We start from the raw sequence: 20,408 nt of genomic DNA on the forward strand, positions 1-20,408 counted from the left end.
CTGGTAAAATAGATAGAATAAACGAAGCAATTGTTAGAGAGGATTGGTTAAGTAGTGAAACATATAGTCATTATCGGAGGCGGCCTATCGGGGCTTGCAGCAGCGTATGAACTACAAAAAACACATCCGAATTATACTTGGGAATTAGTAGAAAAAGACGAAAAATTAGGCGGGAAATTCGAAACGGTAAAGCGTGACGGATTTTTAATTGAAAAAGGGCCGGATTCCTTTTTAGCTAGAAAACCAGCTGGTGTAGGATTAGTGAAGGATTTAGGTCTTGAGGATAAACTAATTGCTAACGCGACGGGAAGGTCGTACATTTATCATCAAAAAGCGCTCCATCCTATTCCAGAGGGCTCAGTAATGGGAATCCCAACTGATAAACAGGCCTTGCTTGCAAGCACACTCGTATCAGAAATTGGCAAAGCGCGGGCATTGCAAGAACCAACGATCGAACCAAACAATCAACCAAATGATCAAGCACTTGGCGATTTTTTTGAAGCACGTTTCGGTAAAGAATTAGTGAAAACAATTATCGAACCGCTATTATCAGGAATTTACGCGGGTGATATTTATAAAATGAGTTTGCGTGCCACTTTTCCACAGTTTGAACAGGCCGTTAAAAAGTACGGCAATCTGATGGACGGCTTGCAAGAAAGCAGCATGCAAACGACAGGAACAAAGGCGACAATTGGTGCTTTTCGAACATTAGAAGGTGGACTAGATACGTTGCCAAAAGCGATTGCGGACGCGCTGCCGCCAGAAAATTTGCACACAGCGAAACAAGCAACGGAAATCACGAGAAAGAATAGTTCCTATGAAATTGCCTTCGCTGATGGAGATAAAATGACCGCAGATGGCGTGATTATTGCTGCTACCCATGATGCGTTAATCCATTTACTAGCAGAAACAACTACCGAACCGTTTGCGCGACAACCACTAACGACACTCGCGACCGTTTCGCTAGCATACAACGAAAAAGATGTGCCGATTTTGCCAGATGGAACAGGCTATTTAGTGGCTCGAACTGCGCCATATAAAACAACAGCCTGCACATGGGTTCAGAAAAAATGGCCACACATGGTGCCGAAAGATAAAATGTTGCTACGCGGTTTTGTAGGTAAAGCTGGTGAAACATGGTTAGAACAAGCAAGCGATGAAGCCATCGTCACAGCTGTTTTGTCGGATTATGCGGAAATAATGGACCTCCATGCCGCGCCACTTTTTTATGAAGTGAGCCGAATGAAATCAGCGATGCCGCAATACTTAGTCAACCATCAAGACCGTTTAAAACAATTGAAAAAGAATATCCAGACAGATTATCCGGGCGTTTATTTTGCCGGAATGAGTTACGAAGGCGTCGGAATCCCAGACTGTATCGCGGGAGCACAGACGGCTGTTACTGAATTAGCAGACTACTTGGAAGAGGTGTAACATGATTAAAGGAATTGGGCTAGATATGATTGATTTAGACCGCGTAAAACAGGTGGTGGAAAAGAATCCACGTTTTATCGAGCGCGTTTTAACTGAAAAAGAAATTAACCAATATGAAAAATACGAAGGTGGCCGCAAAATCGAATTTTTAGCTGGTCGTTTTGCTGCCAAGGAAGCGTATGCCAAAGCAAATGGAACTGGTTTTGGGAAACATTTAAGTTTTACTGATGTGGAAATTTTGCAAGTAGAGGATGGGCGACCACATGTTACTTTGCCAGCCAAACCGGGCGAAAATGTTTTTGTAAGTATTACCCACACAGCCAGATCAGCCGCAGCGCAAGTGATAATTGAAATATAGAAAGGAACGTGAACGATCATGGTGACAGGCTGGCATCGTCCGACATGGATTGAAATAGACCGCGCAGCAATTCGCGAAAATATAAAAAATGAACAAAAGCAACTACCAGAAAATGTCGCTTTATGGGCCGTTGTAAAAGCTAATGCTTATGGTCACGGTATTATTGAAGTAGCCAAAACGGCGAAAGAAGCAGGCGCTAAAGGTTTTTGTGTTGCTATTTTAGATGAGGCGATTGCCCTGAGAGAAGCTGGCTTTCAAGACGACTTTATTCTCGTACTCGGCGCAACAAAAAAAGAAGATGCAAACCTTGCAGCGAAAAATCAAATTGCACTCACCGTTTTCCGAGAAGACTGGTTGGATGACCTCGTATTAGAAGCGCCACTTAGGATTCATTTGAAAGTAGACAGTGGTATGGGGCGTCTTGGGATTCGCAGTACGGAAGAAGCGCAACGCATCGAAACGAAAATTGCTAAAAATAAGCAACTACAATTAGAAGGTATCTACACACATTTTGCGACAGCAGACCAACTAGAAACAAGCTATTTCGAACAACAATTAGCTAACTTCACAGCAATTTTAACAAGTTTAGCCACACGCCCAGCCATCGTTCATACTGCCAATTCAGCTGCTTCATTACTACAGCCGCAAATTGGATTTGATGCGATTCGCTTTGGGATTTCGATGTATGGTTTAACACCTTCACCGGAAATTAAAACTAGTTTGCCATTCGAGCTGAAACCTGCGCTAGCCCTTTATACCGAAATGGTGCACGTGAAAGAACTCGCGCCAGGTGATAGTGTTAGCTACGGCGCAACCTATACAGCGACAGAAAGAGAGTGGGTTGCTACTTTACCAATTGGCTACGCAGACGGACTTATTCGCCATTACAGTGGATTCCACGTTTTAGTAGACGGACAACTAGCTCCCATCATCGGAAGAGTTTGCATGGACCAAACAATCATCAAACTACCACACGAATTTCAAACTGGTTCAAAAGTAACGATAATTGGCGTAGATCATGGAAACACGATAACAGCAGATGATGCAGCAGAATATTTAGATACCATTAATTATGAAGTTACTTGTTTGTTAACCGAAAGAATACCAAGGAAATACATCCATTAGAAGGTAATATTCGTGCTTTTTTGCGGAGAAGCGTTTATAATCTAACATATGAAACTTTATAGCTATATATAGGACTTAAGGGAGTAACGTCAATCAGGACTGTAACATTCTTAACAATAAAAAGCGAAATAACTCTTTTCTTCATGGCGTGATAATGGTACGATATAGTTGTTACTTACAGGTACGAGGCTTTGGGGGTGTGACACGTGTTAGAGAAAGAAAAGCGGATGATAATATCCGTAGAACTGACACAGGAAATGGTACAAGAACTCGACGTAGTTGTAGAAAAAGAAAAAATGGGGCGGAGTGAAGTTATAATGGAAGCAACGCAACAATTTTTACAGGAGAAAAGGGCTCGCGAATTAAGAGACGAGATGGAGCGCGGTTATGCAGAAATGGCGACAATTAATTTCGCTATCGCATGCGAGTGTACCCATGTCGAAGCAGAGGCAGAAGACAGGAATATTAGTATTTTAGGAGGTTAATGGCTGATGGTGAAGCGTGGTGACGTATACTACGCGGACCTTTCCCCCGTGGTCGGAAGCGAGCAAGGGGGAATACGGCCTGTTCTCATCATTCAAAATGATATTGGTAATAGATTCAGTCCAACTGTGATCGTGGCAGCAATAACTGCAAAAATTCAAAAAGCGAAGTTGCCAACACACGTGGAAGCTACTCGTAAAGATGGATTTGAAAGAGACTCTGTCATTCTTTTGGAACAAATTAGAACGATTGACAAACAGCGCCTGACAGATAAAATTACACATTTGGACGAAGAGTTAATGGCCAAGGTAAACAAGGCACTTGAGGTCAGTCTAGGAGTAGTAGAATTTTAATCCATCCTAAAAAATAACATACAATGATGAATGCAGGGCAAAAGGGTCTGACGTAATAATAACTCAATACATAATGACATAATTAACTGCTCTGACGAAACAGTAAGGACATCAGAAACCTACAAACAACGCGTATCAACTTACTCGCTAAATTTGTTTCTAATGTCTTTTTTTCGAAAGGTAGTTAATCAAAACAGAGTAAAAGAGAAAATTTGGTTAATAGTGGAGAAAGGTTGGAAAATAACTGATGTATAAAGATTTTGCAAACTTCATCCGTACAAATAAGGCAGATTTACTAAACGACTGGATGAATGAAATGGAGAAACAATCAGATCGGCTAATCAATGACATCGCCAAAGAAGCAATGTATGAAGAAACCAGCAAAGAATTTGTTGATTTAATTGTTTCTAATGTTACTGAAAACGGCTCTAAATTCAATGAAAAACTAGATGATTTTGCAGAAAAAGTGGTCCACTTAGGTTGGCCAATCCATTTTGTCACCACAGGCCTACGAGTGTTTGGGCTTTTAGTATATACAGCAATGAGAGACGAAGATTTATTCTTAAAGAGAGAAGAAAAACCAGAAGACGATGCCTATTATCGCTTTGAAACATGGCTTTCCTCCATGTATAACAAAGTGGTCACTGCCTACGCGGATACGTGGGAAAAGACAGTTTCTATCCAAAAAAGTGCACTACAGGAATTATCCGCACCACTTTTGCCAATATTTGAAAAAATTTCTGTAATGCCTCTAATTGGAACGATTGACACAGAAAGAGCGAAGTTAATCATAGAAAACTTGTTAATAGGTGTTGTAAAAAATCGGTCAGAAGTGGTTTTGATTGATATTACGGGAGTTCCTGTTGTTGATACAATGGTTGCGCACCATATCATTCAAGCGTCCGAAGCAGTTAGACTTGTCGGCTGTCAGGCAATGCTTGTAGGTATTAGACCAGAAATCGCGCAAACAATCGTTAACTTGGGAATTGAATTAGATCAAATTATCACGACCAACACAATGAAAAAAGGCATGGAGCGTGCGCTAGCCTTGACGAACAGAGAGATAGTAGAAAAAGAGGGGTGAATACTGTGGGGATACCAATCTTAAAGTTAGGTGAATGTTTATTAATTTCTATCCAGAGTGAATTAGATGATCATACTGCGGTAGAATTCCAGGAAGATTTACTTGCAAAAATCCATGAAACGTCGGCCAGAGGAGTAGTCATTGATATAACTTCCATCGATTTTATTGATTCCTTTATTGCAAAAATTCTTGGAGACGTAGTGAGTATGTCTAAACTGATGGGTGCAAAAGTGGTTGTAACTGGGATACAGCCGGCAGTTGCGATTACACTAATTGAACTCGGAATTACGTTTAGTGGAGTACTTTCGGCGATGGACCTTGAAAGTGGCCTGGAAAAACTTAAACAGGAATTGGGGGAATGAACATGACATTCCAATCCTGCGTAAAGATAATTAATGAATGGGACATTGTAGCTGCAAGGCAACTAGGTAGAAAAATATCCAAAGAAATTGGCTTTGGAACAGTTGACCAAGCAAGAATTACAACTGCCATCAGTGAATTAGCAAGAAATATTTTCCTCTATGCTGGACGAGGAGAAATCTGTATCGAAAAAGTAAGTGAGTCTGGCAAGCAAGGTATGATTATTGTTGCCAAAGATAAAGGCCCAGGAATTGTAGACATTAGAAAAGTAATGCAAGATGGTTATACAACTTCGGGCGGTCTTGGAGCAGGTCTCCCAGGAGTCAAACGTTTAATGGACAGTTTTGATATTGAATCCAGTATTGAAGGCGATTCTAAAGGAACGGTAATTACAACAACGAAATGGGTTCGGTAAGGAGAGCTAGAAAAAAATGGAAAAAGCTTTTGAGGGAAAATACCGTGATATTCTTATTCAATATTTAGAACATCAAGACGAAGAAATTCTTTATACTTGCGAAAAATTATCCAGAGAAGCTATGGAAGAGCGAGTATCACCAGAAGAAATTGTCCATTTGCATCGCTCGGTTCTTGAACTATACGGAAAACAGTTGCCGGACTTTGTACGATTATCATTTGATGTACTACTTGAAATGATGGTAGGCTACGGCTTAGCTTATATGGAACATCTTAGTCTAAGAACCGAGCAAAAAGAACTACGTAGTGAAATCGCTCAAGCAGAAGATATGCAAAAAACGTTAATGAAAACAGAAGTACCAGAACATGACGAACTTGATTTTGGGGTTATCAGTGTCGCAGCCAGACAAATGAGCGGGGACTATTATAGCTTTACAGAAGAAGGTGACAAACAAATTGGTATCGCACTGGCAGATGTTATTGGTAAAGGAATTCCAGCTGCATTTAGTATTTCGATGATCAAATATGCATTAGCTGGGATGACTGGAGACGATAGAAAACCATCTATCGTGCTCGAATCGCTGAACCAAGTAGCAGAAGAAAACATTAACGACAATATGTTTATTACGATGTTTTACGGGCTTTATCACGAAGACACACATTTGTTTGAATACGGTTCAGCCGGACATGAGTTGGGCTTATATTACCAACATAAAGAAAACACTTTTTCTGATTTATATGCCAAAGGTTTACCGCTGGGTGTGGATAAAAACGCCGTCTATCGTCAATTTGACAAGAAAATTGAAGTGGGCGATGCCGTATTTATTATGTCAGATGGTGTAACAGAAACAAGAACGGCAAATGGCTTTATTGAACGAGAAGAGTTAACAGAAATCATAGCAGCGCATATTTCTTTATCAGCTGAAAAAATGGTACATGCGATTTATGATCAATTAGTCAAAATGCAAAACTTTGAGTTGCATGATGACTTTACGCTTATTTGTATCAAACGAACTAAATAAGAAGAAGTGAAGACGTACCTCATTCTTTGGAGAACATTTACTGGTGAGTAAACGTATTTAAAGGGTGGAGCGTTTTTATTTTTGAATGTTTTAATTTTATTTGTTAGGGTAAAATCGACAGTATACTTAAAATTAGATGGGGTGAAGTGATGAATATTAGTATAGAAATAAAAGAACGTGATACTGACCACATAGACATATTTGTTGCTGGGGAGATCGATGCTTATACAGCGCCAAAGGTAAAAGAAGCACTAGAAGTATATCAAGTAAAAGAGGGTATTGTACTTCGAATCGATTTAACAGAAGTGAGTTACATGGATAGCACCGGATTAGGCGTATTTGTAGGAGCTTTCAAAAGCTTACGTCAACGCCAAAGTGAACTTGTCTTGTTTGGTTTAAGCGATCGACTTTTCCGATTGTTTGAAATTACAGGATTGTCAGATATCATCGAAATCAAAAATGTAGAGGGTGAAATGAATGGCAACAATGCATGACAAAATTACATTACAACTTCCTGCCAAGCCTGAATATGTAAGTTTAGGTAGACTTTCATTATCAGGAATTGCAAGTCGCGCAGGATTTTCTTATGAAGCAATTGAAGATTTGAAAATAGCTGTCAGTGAAGCCATCACTAATTCCGTAAAGCATGCATTTAAAGGCGAAGAAGATGGTGAAATCACAGTTGAATATCTTATTTATGAAGATAAGCTAGAAGTTCGTGTTTCCGATAACGGCACAAGCTTCGACCTAGAGACCCGTAAACAAGAAATTGGCCCATATGATGTGGGTGAAGATGCGGAGATGATGCGTATCGGAGGGCTAGGTTTATTTTTAATTGAAACATTAATGGATGACGTGAAACTTTATTACGATGAAGGGGTTTCTGTCGTAATGACCAAATATATTAATGAAAAGCAGGTGGAGGAGAATGCCAAAAGTATCTCAACCTGATAAAGAAGCCAAAGAAAAAGTCTATATTTGGATTGCCGCTTACCAAGAAAATGGCGACCAAGATGCCCAGTATAATTTAGTTGTTCATTACAAAAATTTAGTAGAATCCATTGCCCGCAAATATTCCCAAGGTAAATCTTTTCATGAAGATTTAGTTCAAGTGGGGAATATTGGTTTACTTGGAGCTATTAGAAGATATGATGCAACGTTTGGAAAAAGTTTTGAAGCATTTGCTGTGCCAACTATTGTTGGTGAAATTAAACGATTTTTACGTGATAAAACGTGGAGTGTGCACGTGCCACGCCGAATCAAAGAACTAGGTCCAAAAATTAAAAATGCGGTAGAAGAGCTAACGAGAGAACTACAAAGCTCACCGCAAATTAGCGACATTGCTGATTTCATCGGTGTCACGGAAGAAGAAGTTTTAGAAGCAATGGAGATGGGGAAAAGCTACCAAGCGCTTTCTGTAGATCATTCGATTGAAGCTGATTCGGATGGAAGTACCATTACGTTACTTGATGTTGTTGGTGGTACGGATGATGGATTTGAACGTGTGAATCAACGTATGCTTTTAGAGAAAGTTCTCCCTGTTTTAGATGAGCGAGAACAGAAGATTTTGCAATACACCTTCATTGAAAATCGCAGTCAAAAAGAAACGGGTGAACTACTCGATATATCACAAATGCATGTGTCTAGAATCCAACGTCAAGCTATTAAAAAACTTCGAGAGGCGTTGCAGAATGAGGAAGTGGAGTAAATGAACAAGGCGGTTGAATCAAATAATTTATTTGTATTTCAACGTTCTAAAGCATTACAACAATACTGCGGGGATGTTTATTATACCCATGAGGACAAAAATGGTTTTCTGTATGTGCTTTCGGATGGGCTTGGAAGCGGGATCGAAGCTAATAGAGCGGCCAAAGCGACCGTTGACGCCATCAAAGAAGATATCCATGCAGATATTACAGATATGCTTGAAAAAGCGAACCAGGCTGTCTCTGGATTGCGTGGGGCGGCAGTTGCCATTATTAAAGGCGATTACTTAACGAAAACACTTCATTATACCGGCATGGGTAATATTCGTTTTTATATGATTGGTATAGAAGACAAACTTATCTTCCCACTTTCTGGCTCTGGTTTTTTATCAGGTAGAAAACAGAAGTATCGGTTGCAATCGTTTAAATATAAACCGGGCAGTAAGTTTTTGATGCACTCAGATGGTCTTGTTTTATCCCGTGTTCGAAAAAGCCTCGAATCGCCACTTTGCGTAGTGAAAATCGGGCATTTAATTGAACGCAATATATTAGATATTCCAACCGATGATGTAACGTTCATGATTGGCAAATTTCCAGAATAATAATAACACCTTTTAAACTAGTAATTGTTTGAAAGGTGTTTTTTTCATATTCGGTGTGAGAACGGGGGCTATTTATGGTATATTAGAATAGAGCGCTAGTTTTTTATACTTAATTATGTGATAAATGTCACTTAGTAAGCGTGAAGCCAAATTGCTTTGCGTTTTTTTCGCGCGGATTAAAATACAAATAAGAGAGAAGGAGCAAATTGAAGAAAGTTTTATTGAATAGTGTAAAAGGTTATACGTGGGCGAGATTTAGGAAGGACTTGCTTGCGGGTATTATCGTGGGCATTATTGCGTTACCACTGGCGATGTCCTTTGCGATTGCATCGGGGGTAAGTCCGGAATATGGAATTTATTCTAGTTTTGTAGCGGGAATCATCGTTTCTATTTTTGGTGGTTCGAAATTTCAAATCGCTGGGCCAACTGGCGCATTTATTCCGGTACTACTTGGCATCGTATTAACTTATGGTTATCAAGATTTACTTGTAGCGGGAATGATGGCAGGGGTTTTACTTTGCTTAATGGGTATTTTCAAAATTGGAACGCTGATTAAATTTATTCCGCGACCAGTGACGATTGGATTTACGGCTGGGATTGCTGTAACGATTTTTATGGGGCAAGTGGGGAATTTCCTCGGATTAACAGGGATGGAAAAACATGAATCATTTGTGGCGAATATGCAAGAGATCTGGCTACACCTGGATTCATGGAATTTCTATAGTGTGTTAATTTCATGTATTTGTATGCTTGTATTATTTGTTTTTCCGAAAATTTTACCGAGAATTCCGGCGCCGCTTATTGGACTTGTGATTACGACGGCAATTGCGATGTTCTTTTTTCCTGATGCGCTTCCAACGATTGGTTCGGCGTATGGGGATATTCCGAACACTTTTCCACCGTTTGAATTTCCTGATATGACGTTTGCGAATATGAGTAAACTGGTCGGGCCGGCGTTTGTTATCGCAATGCTTGGTGGGATTGAGTCGCTTCTCTCGGCTGTTGTAGCAGATGGAATGACGAATACAAAACATAATAGTAATCGTGAACTAATTGGGCAAGGGATTGCTAATATTGTTACACCAATGTTTGGTGGGATTCCAGCGACTGGGGCGATTGCAAGAACGGCGACCAATATTAATAATGGCGCAACTAGCCGTGTTTCGGGCGTTATCCACGGGATTTTCGTATTACTCACTTTACTCGTACTCGCTCCAGTAGCTGTCAACATTCCAATTGCAGCAATGGCGCCGATTTTAATGTTAGTAGCTTGGAATATGAGCGAACGAAAAACATTCCAGCATATTATCAAACTAAAATCAGGCGATACGTTAGTACTTGTAATTACCTTTTTACTAACGGTTTTCGCAAGTTTAACTGTGGCAGTGGAAGTTGGCTTGCTGCTGGCGGTTGTTCTTTTCGCAAAACAAATGGGCAGTTCGATGCAAATCGAAGAAATCGAACCAGAAGGCGCCGAAATTGCTCCTCATTTACACGAGAAAATTAGTATTTTTACAATTCGTGGTCCGCTTTTCTTTGGAGCAGCGCAGATTTTTCAACAAAATATTATTAAAGCAATTCATGTAAAACCGAAATTTCTGATTTTGCGGATGGGGAAAGTACCGATTATCGATGCAACCGCAGAAGGCTATTTTCACCAAATTGAAAAAGAATTTTCGAAGCAAGGCGGTCAAATTTTAATTACCGGGCTAACGGATAAAGCGAAAGAAAGTCTGAAAGGTAGCGGACTTTACGACCGAATTGGCAATGAACACTTCTTTTCACATACCGAAGACGCGATTCATTTTGCGGAAAATGCTTTGAATAAATGAGACTGGTAGCTTTTGTCAGTTGAAACGTAATTATGTTACACTTAGTAGATAATGAAATAAATGGAGGCTATCAAGTATGGAACAAATGCAAGAAAAAATAATGAAATTAGTCCAAAAATCGCTAACGTATAAACCAGCGCAAATTAATGCCGTTATCAAATTGATGGAAGAAGGCAACACGGTCCCATTTATCGCACGTTACCGTAAAGAAATGACTGGTAGCCTAGATGAAGTTGAAATTCGCGATATTGAAGAAACATTTGAATATGTAACGAAATTAGAAAATCGTAAAGAAGAAATCATTCGCCTAATAGATGAACAAGGAAAATTAACAGACGAACTGAGAGCCGCAATCGTCAAAGCAGAAAAACACCAAGCGCTTGAAGATTTATATCGTCCTTATAAACAAAAGAAACGCACGAAAGCAACAATCGCCAAAGAAAAAGGCTTAGAACCACTGGCTGAATGGCTTCTGAGCTTTCCAAGCAACGCCGATCCACTGAAAGAAGCCGCGAACTACATTTCTGAGGAAAAAGAAGTGGAATCAGCAGAAGCAGCATTACTCGGCGCACATGAAATTATCGCTGAACAAATCAGTGATGAGCCTAGTTTTCGTGAGTGGATTCGTAACTTTACACGCAAATTCGGGATGATTGAATCCAGAGCGAAAAACGCCGAAGCAGACGAAAAAGGCGTGTACGAAATGTACTATGAATTTAACGAAATGATTGGCAAAGTAGCTAGCCACCGTATCCTTGCTTTTAACCGTGGTGAAAAAGAAGACATTTTACGTGTCCAAGTCCAAGTGGATACGACAAAAATCTTCCAATACTTATTTGAAAAAGTTATCCAAAATCGTAATTCTGCAACTCGTCCTTACGTAGAAGAAGCTATTTTGGATGCTTATAAACGCTTTATCGGACCAGCAATTGAACGTGAAATCCGCGGCGAACTAACAGATAAAGGTGAAGAACAAGCAATCCATATTTTCTCCGAGAACTTGCGCAAATTGCTATTACAACCACCTTTAAAAGGGAAAATTATTCTTGGGGTCGATCCAGCTTTTAGAACGGGTTGTAAATTCTCTGTGTTAGATCAAACGGGGAAAGTGCTAGAAATTGGCGTTGTTTACCCACATACGGCTAAAGCGCGCCGCCCAGAAGCAAAACAAAAAATTGCGGAAATTTTATCGACGTATCAAGTAGAAGTTATCGCGATTGGTAACGGAACGGCATCACGTGAAACGGAACAATTTATCGTGGAAGTGATTCGTGAATCGAAATCTAGTGCTTATTATTGTATCGTCAATGAAGCTGGCGCGAGTGTCTATTCTGCGAGTGAAACAGCTCGCGAGGAGTTCCCGGATTATCAAGTAGAAGAACGTAGCGCAGTTTCGATTGGACGCCGTTTGCAAGATCCACTAGCAGAACTTGTGAAAATTGATCCGAAATCTGTCGGTGTAGGGCAATACCAACATGACGTCGCGCAAAAACGACTAAATGAAACGCTAACTTTTGTCGTTGAAACAGCTGTTAACCAAGTCGGTGTCAACGTTAATACAGCCTCCGCTTCTCTTTTACAATATGTAGCCGGTTTAAACAAAACAGTCGCAAATAATATTCGTAAATATCGCGAGGAAAATGGCTCGTTTGCTTCTCGTAAAGAGTTGAAAAAGGTTCCTCGTCTAGGTGCGAAATCATATGAACAAAGTATCGGTTTCTTACGTATTTTAGAAGGCGAAAACCCGCTTGATAAAACAGCGATTCACCCTGAAAGTTATAAGGCAGCAGAGCAAATTGTAAAAGCAGCTGGCTTCGGCTTAAAAGATATCGGCAGTGAGGATTTAAAAGCGGCACTACAAGCGCTAAGTATCCCTGAGGAAGCAGAGAAATTAAACATTGGTAAAGAAACAATGCGCGATATTATTGATAATTTAATTGCTCCTGGTCGCGACCTTCGTGACGAACTTCCAGCACCACTTTTAAAACAAGATGTTATTTCGATGGAAGATTTAAAACAAGGAATGGAATTACAAGGAACGGTTCGTAACGTGGTTGACTTTGGCGCTTTTGTTGATATTGGCGTGAAACAAGACGGCCTTGTGCATATTTCGAAACTAAGTAATTCTTTTGTTAAAAACCCGATGGATGTCGTTTCAGTAGGAGACGTTGTGACCGTTTGGGTGGATGAAGTAGATACGAAGAAAAATCGTATTGCGTTAACGATGCTTAATCCTAATGGAAGTGTTAAATAATGAATCAAGCAGAGTTGCAGCGACACATGGAAGAAGTGTCGCTGCAATTTTTCCAAAAAGAATTTCGCCACCAAGCCGTGTTTAATGCGCGCTTACGAACCACTGGGGGACGTTATTTGCTAAAAAGTCACAATATCGAAATGAACCCCAAGTACCTAGAAAACTTTGGATTAGCGTACTTTATCGGGATTATGAAGCACGAACTATGTCATTATCACCTTCATTTAGAGAAAAAAGGCTATCAGCATCGCGATCAAGATTTCCGTGAGTTATTAAAAAAAGTAGACGCACCGAGATTTTGTGCAACGATACCACGTGAAATTACCATGCATGAATATACATGCAAAGGTTGCGGGAAGTCCTTTTTAAGACAACGCAGATTCAATGTGAACCGTTATCGCTGTGGCAGTTGTGGCGGAAAATTAATACAAACAGGTTCCAAGAAAATTTATACAGAAAACGCATGAAAAGTCTTGCATTTTTGCCAAGTTCTGCGTATACTAGTGGAAGTCAGATAATTCCACAGTAGCTCAGTTGGTAGAGCAATCGGCTGTTAACCGATCGGTCGCAGGTTCGAGTCCTGCCTGTGGAGTTTGGGGAAGTACTCAAGTGGCTGAAGAGGTGCCCCTGCTAAGGGTATAGGTCGCTCGCGCGGCGCGAGGGTTCAAATCCCTCCTTCTCCGTAATAACTTATAAAGACATTGTTTAGGAAACTAAGCAGTGTCTTTTTTTGTGGAAAAATAGCGATGGATTTTCGTCTATATGTATGCTAAAGTTATTTTGAAAGATAAGCTCAAGTTGCAAAAAACATAACGTCAATACTCGGAGGTGCAAAATGAAGGTTATCCATTTTTATAGTGAAAATGCGGACTATGGCTGTTTCTCTAATTTCTCTTTACATCCAGTTGTCATAGACGGCGTGACTTATCCAACCGCAGAACACTATTTCCAAGCGCAAAAATTTATAGATAAAAAAATTATTAAAAAAGTAATTAATACGAAAAAACCAATAGATGCAGCAAAATTGGGTAGAAATAGAGACTTCCCACTGCGAAAAGGCTGGGAAAGTATGAAAGACGAAGTGATGTTAAAAGCAATCAGAGCAAAAGTAGAGCAACATTCGGAAGTGAAAAAAATACTTTTATCCACAGAGAATGCTATTTTAGTGGAACATACGGAAAATGATCATTATTGGGGCGACGGCGGAGATGGCTCTGGAAAAAATCGTCTAGGCAAGATGTTAATGAAAGTCAGAGACGAATGGAACTCTAAATAGTGGGAGGTAGCTTAAATGGAACCAATAAATCATTTTTTTGAATGGGCTAAAAATAATAATTGGCAAGTAGATTTGTCTGCTGTAGAGAAAAACTTGCCAGAGCAGATTTTAAAGAGATATGGAAATTTGCCAGATGCATATAAGGCCTTTTATATACAACTTAACCTCTGTAGCAATGCGGGGGACACTTGTTGGTTTTTATCGGAAGAAGATTTTTTAGAGAATGAGGATGACGCCTTTTCGTGGAATTCTTTTGAACAAATGAGTTTAGAAGCAGCAGAAGGCGATAAAAATTTAGAAAATAAAGTAAGACTATTTTGGAATGCACATTTACCAATTATGATGAGTGTTGGCGGTTGTTATGAATATTATGCTATCACTTTAAAGGACGGAAGTGTTGTTCATGGTTCAGAACCTGAATTTGAAGAAAGTTTGGTCGTAGCAGACTCGTTCGCGGATTTTTTACTGAAAATCGAAATTGGCAAAATAATATTATAATAAATAAAATTAAAAAGTTGGAGATGATAGGTATGGATTTTACATTAGAAAAAATACAGCATAAATACCGAAAAGGTGAAAAATTAAAATACATTTTCTTTTGGGGACATCAGCCTGCTGAAGATGGGAAGATAAGTAAAAGTTGTTTTAGCCAGTGGTGGATTTGTAGTTTTAAAGTGGACGGAGTGGAATATAATTGTGCTGAGCAATTTATGATGGCAGAGAAAGCAAAGCTATTTAATGATATGGAAATGAGAGAGAAAATTTTAGCGGCTAAGCATCCGAAACAAGCGAAAGATTTCGGTAGATTAATACGTGGTTTTCAAGAAGATATTTGGCTTAAGAATCGGTTTAATATAGTTATGCGTGCGAATCAGGCAAAATTTTCTCAAAATGAAGAGTTGAAAAAGTTTTTAATGCAAACGAAAAACAGGATTTTGGTTGAAGCAAGTCCAGTAGATAAAATTTGGGGTATTGGAATGGCTGCGGATAATAAGAACGTGGAAAATCCGTTATATTGGAAAGGTCTGAATTTACTCGGTTTTGCTTTGATGGCAGTGAGAGATGAACTTGAGAACTAATGCGTACTAGTAAACTTGTTGTTCTCGCAAAAATAGTTTTTTTACAAGAGAATTGCTATAATAAGAAAAACGTTTCAGAAAGGAAAGGACTATGGATAATAAACTAGAATTTACAACGATTGATGAATATATTACCCAAGCGCCACCGGAAACAAAAGAAGTGTTGCAAAAAATCAGAGAAACGATTAAAGCAGCTGCACCGGAAGCAACAGAGAAAATAAGTTATCAAATGCCGACTTTTTATTTGGAAGGAAACTTGGTGCACTTTGCTGTTGCGAAAAATCACTACGGGTTTTATCCGGCTTCTAGTGGCATTGCGGCGTTTGAATCTAAGCTCGGAAATTACAAGCATTCTAAAGGTGCTGTACAGTTTCCAATCAAAGAAGAAGTTCCTTACGAGTTAATTAAAGAAATGACGCTTTTCCGACTAGCAGAAAATAAACAAAAAGCAGCAGAAAAGCTAGCAAAGAAGAAAAAATAAGAAGGAGGCTTTCATTGTGATGATGAAAGTCTTTTTTTGTTTGGTCTTTTATTTTAAAAAGACTAGACATTTAATATTAAATGAGTATAATAATAAATAGAAAACGTTTTCTTTTTAGAAAAATATCATGTTTGGGGGAAGTAAAGTGAATAAGTTTATGGAGTTACTTGGGGAAAAGTTAATGCCTCTTGCTGCAAAACTAGGAGAGAATAGGTACTTAACCACTTTAAGAGATGCATTCATGTTGGCATTTCCGCTAACAATGTTTGGTTCGATTGCGGTGGTTTTAATGAATCTACCGTTTTGGAGTGATGAAACGAAGGCAGTTTTACAGTTGTATCTTGGAAATGCCCAAAGCGCCACGATGAGTATTATGACTGTCTTTGTTGTTTTTGGAATTGGATATTCACTATCTAAATATTATAAAGTTGAAGCAATTTATGGAGGGGCAGTTGCCCTTGCTAGCTTCTTGATTTTAACGCCATTTTTCTTTAATAGTCCTGATGGAGAGCTTATTACCGGAGCGCTTTCGTTAGATCGACTTGGGGCAAAAGGAATGTTTATCGGAATGATTACTGGTTTTATTGCTGCAGAATTATATCGATTTTTTGTTCAACGGGATTGGACAATCAAAATGCCTGCAGGAGTTCCACCTGCTGTTGCTAAATCATTTGCAGCACTTATTCCCGCTATCTTAACATTAAGTATTTTTTTAGCAATTAATGTTATGGTACAATTCTTCTTCCATACAAACTTACATGATGTTGTTTATACTGTTATTCAAAAGCCTTTAGTGGGGCTTGGTTCAGGAATTGTTCCAACACTAATCGCTTTATTTTTTGTCCAAGTATTATGGTTTTTCGGCCTGCATGGTCAAATCATTGTCAACTCGGTAATGGACCCGATTTGGAATACGTTAATGCTTGAAAATTTAGATGCTTATAAAGCTGGACTCCCATTGCCGCATATTATTACGAAACCATTTATGGAAGTCTTTACTGTTGGTATGGGCGGATCTGGAATGACTTTAGCAGTTGTTATTGCACTAGCATTCTTAATGAAGAGTAAGCAAAGTAAAGAAATTGGTCGATTAGCACTTGGGCCTGGAATTTTTAACGTTAATGAGCCAGTACTTTTTGGTATGCCAATTGTATTAAATGCTACGATTTTAATTCCATGGATTATTGCACCTTTGATTGTAACTACCCTGAATTATTTCGTAATGGCAGCTGGTATTGTTCCTGCTCCAACCGGGGTTGCTGTGCCTTGGACGGTGCCAATTGTCATCAATGGTATTCTCGCAACTAACTCATGGCTAGGCGGGGCGCTTCAAGTAGTCGACTTCTTCATCGTCCTCATTATCTGGTATCCGTTCTTAAAACTAGTCGATCGGACAAATATTGCGAGAGAATCAGAGGCGGCTATCAAATAAGTTAAATTTTCCTTTTCGATATGCTATAATTTGACTAGAAATGGCTAGACATTTTTAATTCAAGCGAAGGAGCGATCGAATTGGTTAAGTATGAATTGATTGCAGCAGATATCCGCGAAAAAATAAACAACGGTACTTATCCACCAGAATCCATTCTTCCTGATCAAGTGAGCTTATGTAAAGCTTATGATTGTAGCAGAATGACAATAAAAAAAGCCTTTGACGTTTTAGCGCTTGAAGGACTTGTTTACAGACAACGAGGTGCGGGAACTTTTGTCATGAAAAATGCCTTAGCTAATAAGCAAGACGCGAGTTTGCGGGATTATGACGGTTTGACAAAAATGATGGGAGACAACCGAATTTCAAGTAAAATTATTGCATTCGATATTGCCTTCCCAGATGAAAAAACACAAGAACAACTTTTAATAAAAGCAGACCAGCCGGTTTACAAATTGATTCGGTTACGGCTCTTGGACGGCGAACCATATGTGTTAGAGCATACAACGATGCCGGCAGATTTAGTTCCTGGTTTAACGAAAGAAATTTTGCATCATTCGATTTATGCATATTTACAAGACTCACTGGGACTCGTGCTAAGCGGAGCCTTTCGGAAAATTAATGCCGATAAGCCATCTGAATATGATCAAGAATATTTAGCGTGCGGGGAACACGACCCAGTTTTAGAAGTGGAGCAAGTAGTGTATTTGAAAGATGGTAGACCAGTGGAATATTCTAGATCAAGACATCGCTATGATACAAGAAGTTTTATTATGGTTGACCACCGAGAAAAGTAAAATAAAGTCAGCATGCCCGTAAAGCATAGCTGACTTTGTTTTATGGAGGTAAAAATGTATAAAAAACTCCCGATGAAAAAAATGTAAATAAAATTAGAAAAAGCCGTTGACAGTCACTCAGATTATGTTATAATAAAAAAGCTGGTGTAAGAGAAATGAATTCAATTGAATATATATTCATTTTTCGTTTTTTATCTGGCCCGTTGGTCAAGCGGTTAAGACACCGCCCTTTCACGGCGGTAACACGGGTTCGAATCCCGTACGGGTCACTTTTTTTATTCATTTTTTATACATATGGTTCCGTGGTGTAGGGGTTAACATGCCTGCCTGTCACGCAGGAGATCGCGGGTTCAAATCCCGTCGGGACCGCTCAAAAAGAATCCAAGCAAAACTTGGATTCTTTTTTTCGTACAGGAAATTGGACACAGCTTTTTATTTGAGCTATAATCTTATTATTCATATAAGAATTGTAAGAATTAAATTGGAGGAATGAATCATGGATTTAGTGAAAAATGGGAAAGTATTAGAACTTGTACATCCAAGTGGAAACTGGACATTAATTAAAGAAGAAGGTTTTTCTCCAGTTCAAATAACAGTGGCGGCGGTTGCTGCTTGTAGCGGATATGTCTATCAAACATTACTTGAGAAAAAACGAATTGACATAAATGATTTAAGCATTCACACCGATTATGAGCAAGATCAAGAAAGTGCTATGCATGTTTTAACGAAAATTAATGTTACTTTTACGGTGGATTTAGTAGATAAAAGCAATGAAGCGAAAGCCGAAAAAGCTGTCCATTTAGTGAAAGATGCTTGCCCGGTTGTGAAAAGTTTAGACCCGTCGATTGAAATTAATGAGATTGTTGTTTTTAAATAAAATGATTTATAGACCAAGCTGTGGTGCTTGGTCTTTTTTGTGTTTAGTTTGGCTTGATTACTTAAAGGGAAGGCTATATACTGGAACCAAACAATACAAACGAGGTGCTGGGACATGGAAGAAAAAACAATAGTAGAAAAATTACAGCTGACTAAATATAAAGAAGCGGTCATCCTAAATCAACCAGATCGAGCGGGTTATTTTCACCGTTTAGCGAATTACGAGGAAAAAATGGCTGATAAACAATATGATTTAATTTTCGATTTTGTGGAAACGCTGGATGAATTGATTGCATTCGTGCAAAAAGTCATTGCCGAAAATAAACTTTCCGCGGATGGTTATTTATTTTTTGCCTACCCCAAAAAAGGTAATAAAAAGTTCGATACATACGTGCACCGCGATGAACTCATGCCGGCGCTAAAAACCGATGAAGAAGGTTACGTCGATGGTAGCACGCTCAAATTCATGCGAATGGTTGCGCTCGACGAAACGTATACAGTAGTTGGTCTAAAAGAAGCAACAAAACTAAAAGCGAAGGGCGTTAAGAAAAACAACCCTTCTGCAGATGAATACGCCGACCACGTTCCTCTAGTCGCGGAATTTTTAGCTGATAAAGGCGATTTACAAGCCTTCTACAACAATTTAGCAACGGGCTACCAGCGGGTTTGGGCGCGCTATATTTACTCTGCCAAACAACCAGCCACACAAGAAAAAAGACGCTTAGAAATGGTCGATATTTTGAGCCAAGGTTATAAAACAAAAGATCTTTACCGACAAGGCAAAAAGTAACCAGATAATTTTATTTGGTTATTTTTTATGTTTGAAACTGCTTCTTTATGTAAAAATCTCTAGGCGTGATAGAATAGAGGGGGAATAAGACGAAGGAAAATCTTGTTGCACTGGAAAAGGGGACATGCAGGATGGCGAATTATATTAACAAAGAAAGGCGCCAAATTGATTTTGATCCATTTGATTTACGGATAATTGCCGTACCAGAAGTAGTAGCGGTGCAGTTTAAGCCGCGCTCAGAGCATACTTTACTTATTCGTATTGCGGATGTCGGCGCAACCTATCAGCCACTCAAACACGAATCACTTTTTGAAGCTATTTTGCCCGTTCATTTTAATGATATTAACGAAGAAGATGATTACTGGGGGCTTAGTGACAAAGAGCAAGCGGAGATGAAACTATTCAACGAGGTACATCGCGATTTGATTTATGATTTTGTGGATGAGCACCCAGATTTTACGCAGATTGTTGTCCATTGTCACGCTGGAGTCAGCCGGAGTAGCGCGGTTGCTATGGGGATTGCGGAACATTTAGGAGACAAGGACACATACGAAAAACTTCAAGTGATAAAACGATACTTACCAAATCCGCGGGTTCTCGCGATTATGCGGGGCGAAGCGTATTTATAAAACGAAAACGAAGAAATGTTAGGA

25 protein-coding genes and 4 tRNA genes are annotated in these 20,408 nt (G+C 39.2%); all 29 read left to right on the top strand.

Annotation, left to right across the window (positions count from 1 at the left end; translation table 11 throughout):
• The first annotated feature begins 54 nt into the window (after window positions 1-54).
• Window positions 55-1,434, top strand: coding sequence for a protoporphyrinogen oxidase (hemG, locus tag HCB49_RS02995; RefSeq protein WP_185604073.1), 1,380 nt, complete (start codon window positions 55-57; stop codon window positions 1,432-1,434).
• A 1-nt stretch (window position 1,435) separates the two neighbouring features.
• Entirely contained in the window at window positions 1,436-1,792 is a 357-nt protein-coding gene (gene acpS, locus HCB49_RS03000; protein ID WP_185604074.1) for a holo-ACP synthase, read from the top strand.
• Between the two features lie 18 nt (window positions 1,793-1,810).
• The gene (alr, locus tag HCB49_RS03005) at window positions 1,811-2,917 is read left to right on the top strand and encodes an alanine racemase (protein WP_185604075.1); all 1,107 of its coding nucleotides are present in this window, start codon (window positions 1,811-1,813) and stop codon (window positions 2,915-2,917) included.
• A 206-nt stretch (window positions 2,918-3,123) separates the two neighbouring features.
• On the top strand, window positions 3,124-3,402 hold the full coding sequence (locus HCB49_RS03010) for a CopG family ribbon-helix-helix protein (protein ID WP_003761302.1): 279 nt from the start codon (window positions 3,124-3,126) through the stop codon (window positions 3,400-3,402).
• Window positions 3,403-3,405: 3 nt separating this feature from the next.
• On the top strand, window positions 3,406-3,753 hold the full coding sequence (locus HCB49_RS03015; RefSeq protein ID WP_031695189.1) for a type II toxin-antitoxin system PemK/MazF family toxin: 348 nt from the start codon (window positions 3,406-3,408) through the stop codon (window positions 3,751-3,753).
• A 247-nt stretch (window positions 3,754-4,000) separates the two neighbouring features.
• Window positions 4,001-4,837: an RsbT co-antagonist protein RsbRA gene (rsbRA, locus tag HCB49_RS03020; protein ID WP_008947277.1), complete on the top strand. Its 837-nt coding sequence runs from the start codon at window positions 4,001-4,003 to the stop codon at window positions 4,835-4,837.
• Window positions 4,838-4,842: 5 nt separating this feature from the next.
• Window positions 4,843-5,199 (top strand): RsbT antagonist protein RsbS, encoded by a 357-nt coding sequence (rsbS, locus tag HCB49_RS03025; protein WP_003721457.1) that lies wholly within the window; start codon window positions 4,843-4,845, stop codon window positions 5,197-5,199.
• 2 nt (window positions 5,200-5,201) lie between these two features.
• Window positions 5,202-5,612 carry an anti-sigma regulatory factor gene (locus tag HCB49_RS03030; protein WP_003738506.1) on the top strand — a complete coding sequence of 137 codons (411 nt, stop codon included), beginning with the start codon at window positions 5,202-5,204 and terminating at the stop codon, window positions 5,610-5,612.
• 16 nt (window positions 5,613-5,628) lie between these two features.
• Complete coding sequence (locus HCB49_RS03035; RefSeq protein ID WP_008947278.1) at window positions 5,629-6,633, top strand: PP2C family protein-serine/threonine phosphatase; 1,005 nt, start codon at window positions 5,629-5,631, stop codon at window positions 6,631-6,633.
• Window positions 6,634-6,782: 149 nt separating this feature from the next.
• Window positions 6,783-7,127, top strand: coding sequence for an anti sigma b factor antagonist RsbV (gene rsbV, locus HCB49_RS03040; RefSeq protein WP_003721460.1), 345 nt, complete (start codon window positions 6,783-6,785; stop codon window positions 7,125-7,127).
• A complete protein-coding gene (gene rsbW / locus HCB49_RS03045; protein WP_003721461.1) occupies window positions 7,111-7,584 on the top strand; it encodes an anti-sigma B factor RsbW in 474 nt (157 codons plus the stop codon). The genes rsbV and rsbW overlap by 17 nt, the downstream gene beginning before the upstream one ends.
• A complete protein-coding gene (gene sigB, locus HCB49_RS03050; RefSeq protein ID WP_003721462.1) occupies window positions 7,562-8,341 on the top strand; it encodes an RNA polymerase sigma factor SigB in 780 nt (259 codons plus the stop codon). Before rsbW ends, sigB begins: the two co-directional genes overlap by 23 nt.
• Window positions 8,342-8,941 carry a PP2C family serine/threonine-protein phosphatase gene (locus HCB49_RS03055; RefSeq protein WP_185604076.1) on the top strand — a complete coding sequence of 200 codons (600 nt, stop codon included), beginning with the start codon at window positions 8,342-8,344 and terminating at the stop codon, window positions 8,939-8,941.
• 206 nt (window positions 8,942-9,147) lie between these two features.
• Window positions 9,148-10,773, top strand: a complete 1,626-nt coding sequence (locus HCB49_RS03060) for a SulP family inorganic anion transporter (RefSeq protein ID WP_185604077.1) — start codon at window positions 9,148-9,150, stop codon at window positions 10,771-10,773.
• A 76-nt stretch (window positions 10,774-10,849) separates the two neighbouring features.
• The gene (locus tag HCB49_RS03065) at window positions 10,850-13,027 is read left to right on the top strand and encodes a Tex family protein (protein ID WP_185604078.1); all 2,178 of its coding nucleotides are present in this window, start codon (window positions 10,850-10,852) and stop codon (window positions 13,025-13,027) included.
• Window positions 13,027-13,494: a SprT family protein gene (locus HCB49_RS03070; protein WP_014601852.1), complete on the top strand. Its 468-nt coding sequence runs from the start codon at window positions 13,027-13,029 to the stop codon at window positions 13,492-13,494. Before HCB49_RS03065 ends, HCB49_RS03070 begins: the two co-directional genes overlap by 1 nt.
• A gap of 52 nt (window positions 13,495-13,546) precedes the next feature.
• Window positions 13,547-13,619, top strand: a tRNA-Asn gene (locus tag HCB49_RS03075).
• A gap of 3 nt (window positions 13,620-13,622) precedes the next feature.
• A tRNA-Ser gene (locus tag HCB49_RS03080) sits at window positions 13,623-13,710 on the top strand.
• 152 nt (window positions 13,711-13,862) lie between these two features.
• Entirely contained in the window at window positions 13,863-14,303 is a 441-nt protein-coding gene (ybiA, locus tag HCB49_RS03085; RefSeq protein WP_185604079.1) for a riboflavin biosynthesis intermediates N-glycosidase, read from the top strand.
• A 15-nt stretch (window positions 14,304-14,318) separates the two neighbouring features.
• Window positions 14,319-14,801: an SMI1/KNR4 family protein gene (locus HCB49_RS03090; RefSeq protein WP_185604080.1), complete on the top strand. Its 483-nt coding sequence runs from the start codon at window positions 14,319-14,321 to the stop codon at window positions 14,799-14,801.
• 32 nt (window positions 14,802-14,833) lie between these two features.
• Entirely contained in the window at window positions 14,834-15,382 is a 549-nt protein-coding gene (gene ybiA / locus HCB49_RS03095) for a riboflavin biosynthesis intermediates N-glycosidase (protein WP_070238886.1), read from the top strand.
• A 91-nt stretch (window positions 15,383-15,473) separates the two neighbouring features.
• Window positions 15,474-15,863, top strand: a complete 390-nt coding sequence (locus tag HCB49_RS03100) for an iron chaperone (RefSeq protein ID WP_070294606.1) — start codon at window positions 15,474-15,476, stop codon at window positions 15,861-15,863.
• A 145-nt stretch (window positions 15,864-16,008) separates the two neighbouring features.
• Window positions 16,009-17,295 carry a PTS cellobiose transporter subunit IIC gene (gene celB / locus HCB49_RS03105; protein ID WP_003727104.1) on the top strand — a complete coding sequence of 429 codons (1,287 nt, stop codon included), beginning with the start codon at window positions 16,009-16,011 and terminating at the stop codon, window positions 17,293-17,295.
• Between the two features lie 80 nt (window positions 17,296-17,375).
• Complete coding sequence (locus HCB49_RS03110) at window positions 17,376-18,089, top strand: GntR family transcriptional regulator (protein ID WP_011701718.1); 714 nt, start codon at window positions 17,376-17,378, stop codon at window positions 18,087-18,089.
• 197 nt (window positions 18,090-18,286) lie between these two features.
• Window positions 18,287-18,358: transfer RNA gene (locus HCB49_RS03115), tRNA-Glu, on the top strand.
• A 27-nt stretch (window positions 18,359-18,385) separates the two neighbouring features.
• Window positions 18,386-18,458, top strand: a tRNA-Asp gene (locus HCB49_RS03120).
• A gap of 127 nt (window positions 18,459-18,585) precedes the next feature.
• Entirely contained in the window at window positions 18,586-18,966 is a 381-nt protein-coding gene (locus HCB49_RS03125; protein ID WP_185604081.1) for an OsmC family protein, read from the top strand.
• A 114-nt stretch (window positions 18,967-19,080) separates the two neighbouring features.
• Window positions 19,081-19,755: a YdeI/OmpD-associated family protein gene (locus tag HCB49_RS03130; protein WP_185604082.1), complete on the top strand. Its 675-nt coding sequence runs from the start codon at window positions 19,081-19,083 to the stop codon at window positions 19,753-19,755.
• A 131-nt stretch (window positions 19,756-19,886) separates the two neighbouring features.
• Window positions 19,887-20,384: a tyrosine phosphatase family protein gene (locus HCB49_RS03135; protein ID WP_185403266.1), complete on the top strand. Its 498-nt coding sequence runs from the start codon at window positions 19,887-19,889 to the stop codon at window positions 20,382-20,384.
• Window positions 20,385-20,408: the final 24 nt, after the last annotated feature.

The organism is Listeria cossartiae subsp. cayugensis (genome assembly GCF_014229095.1).
Lineage (GTDB): Bacteria > Bacillota > Bacilli > Lactobacillales > Listeriaceae > Listeria > Listeria cayugensis.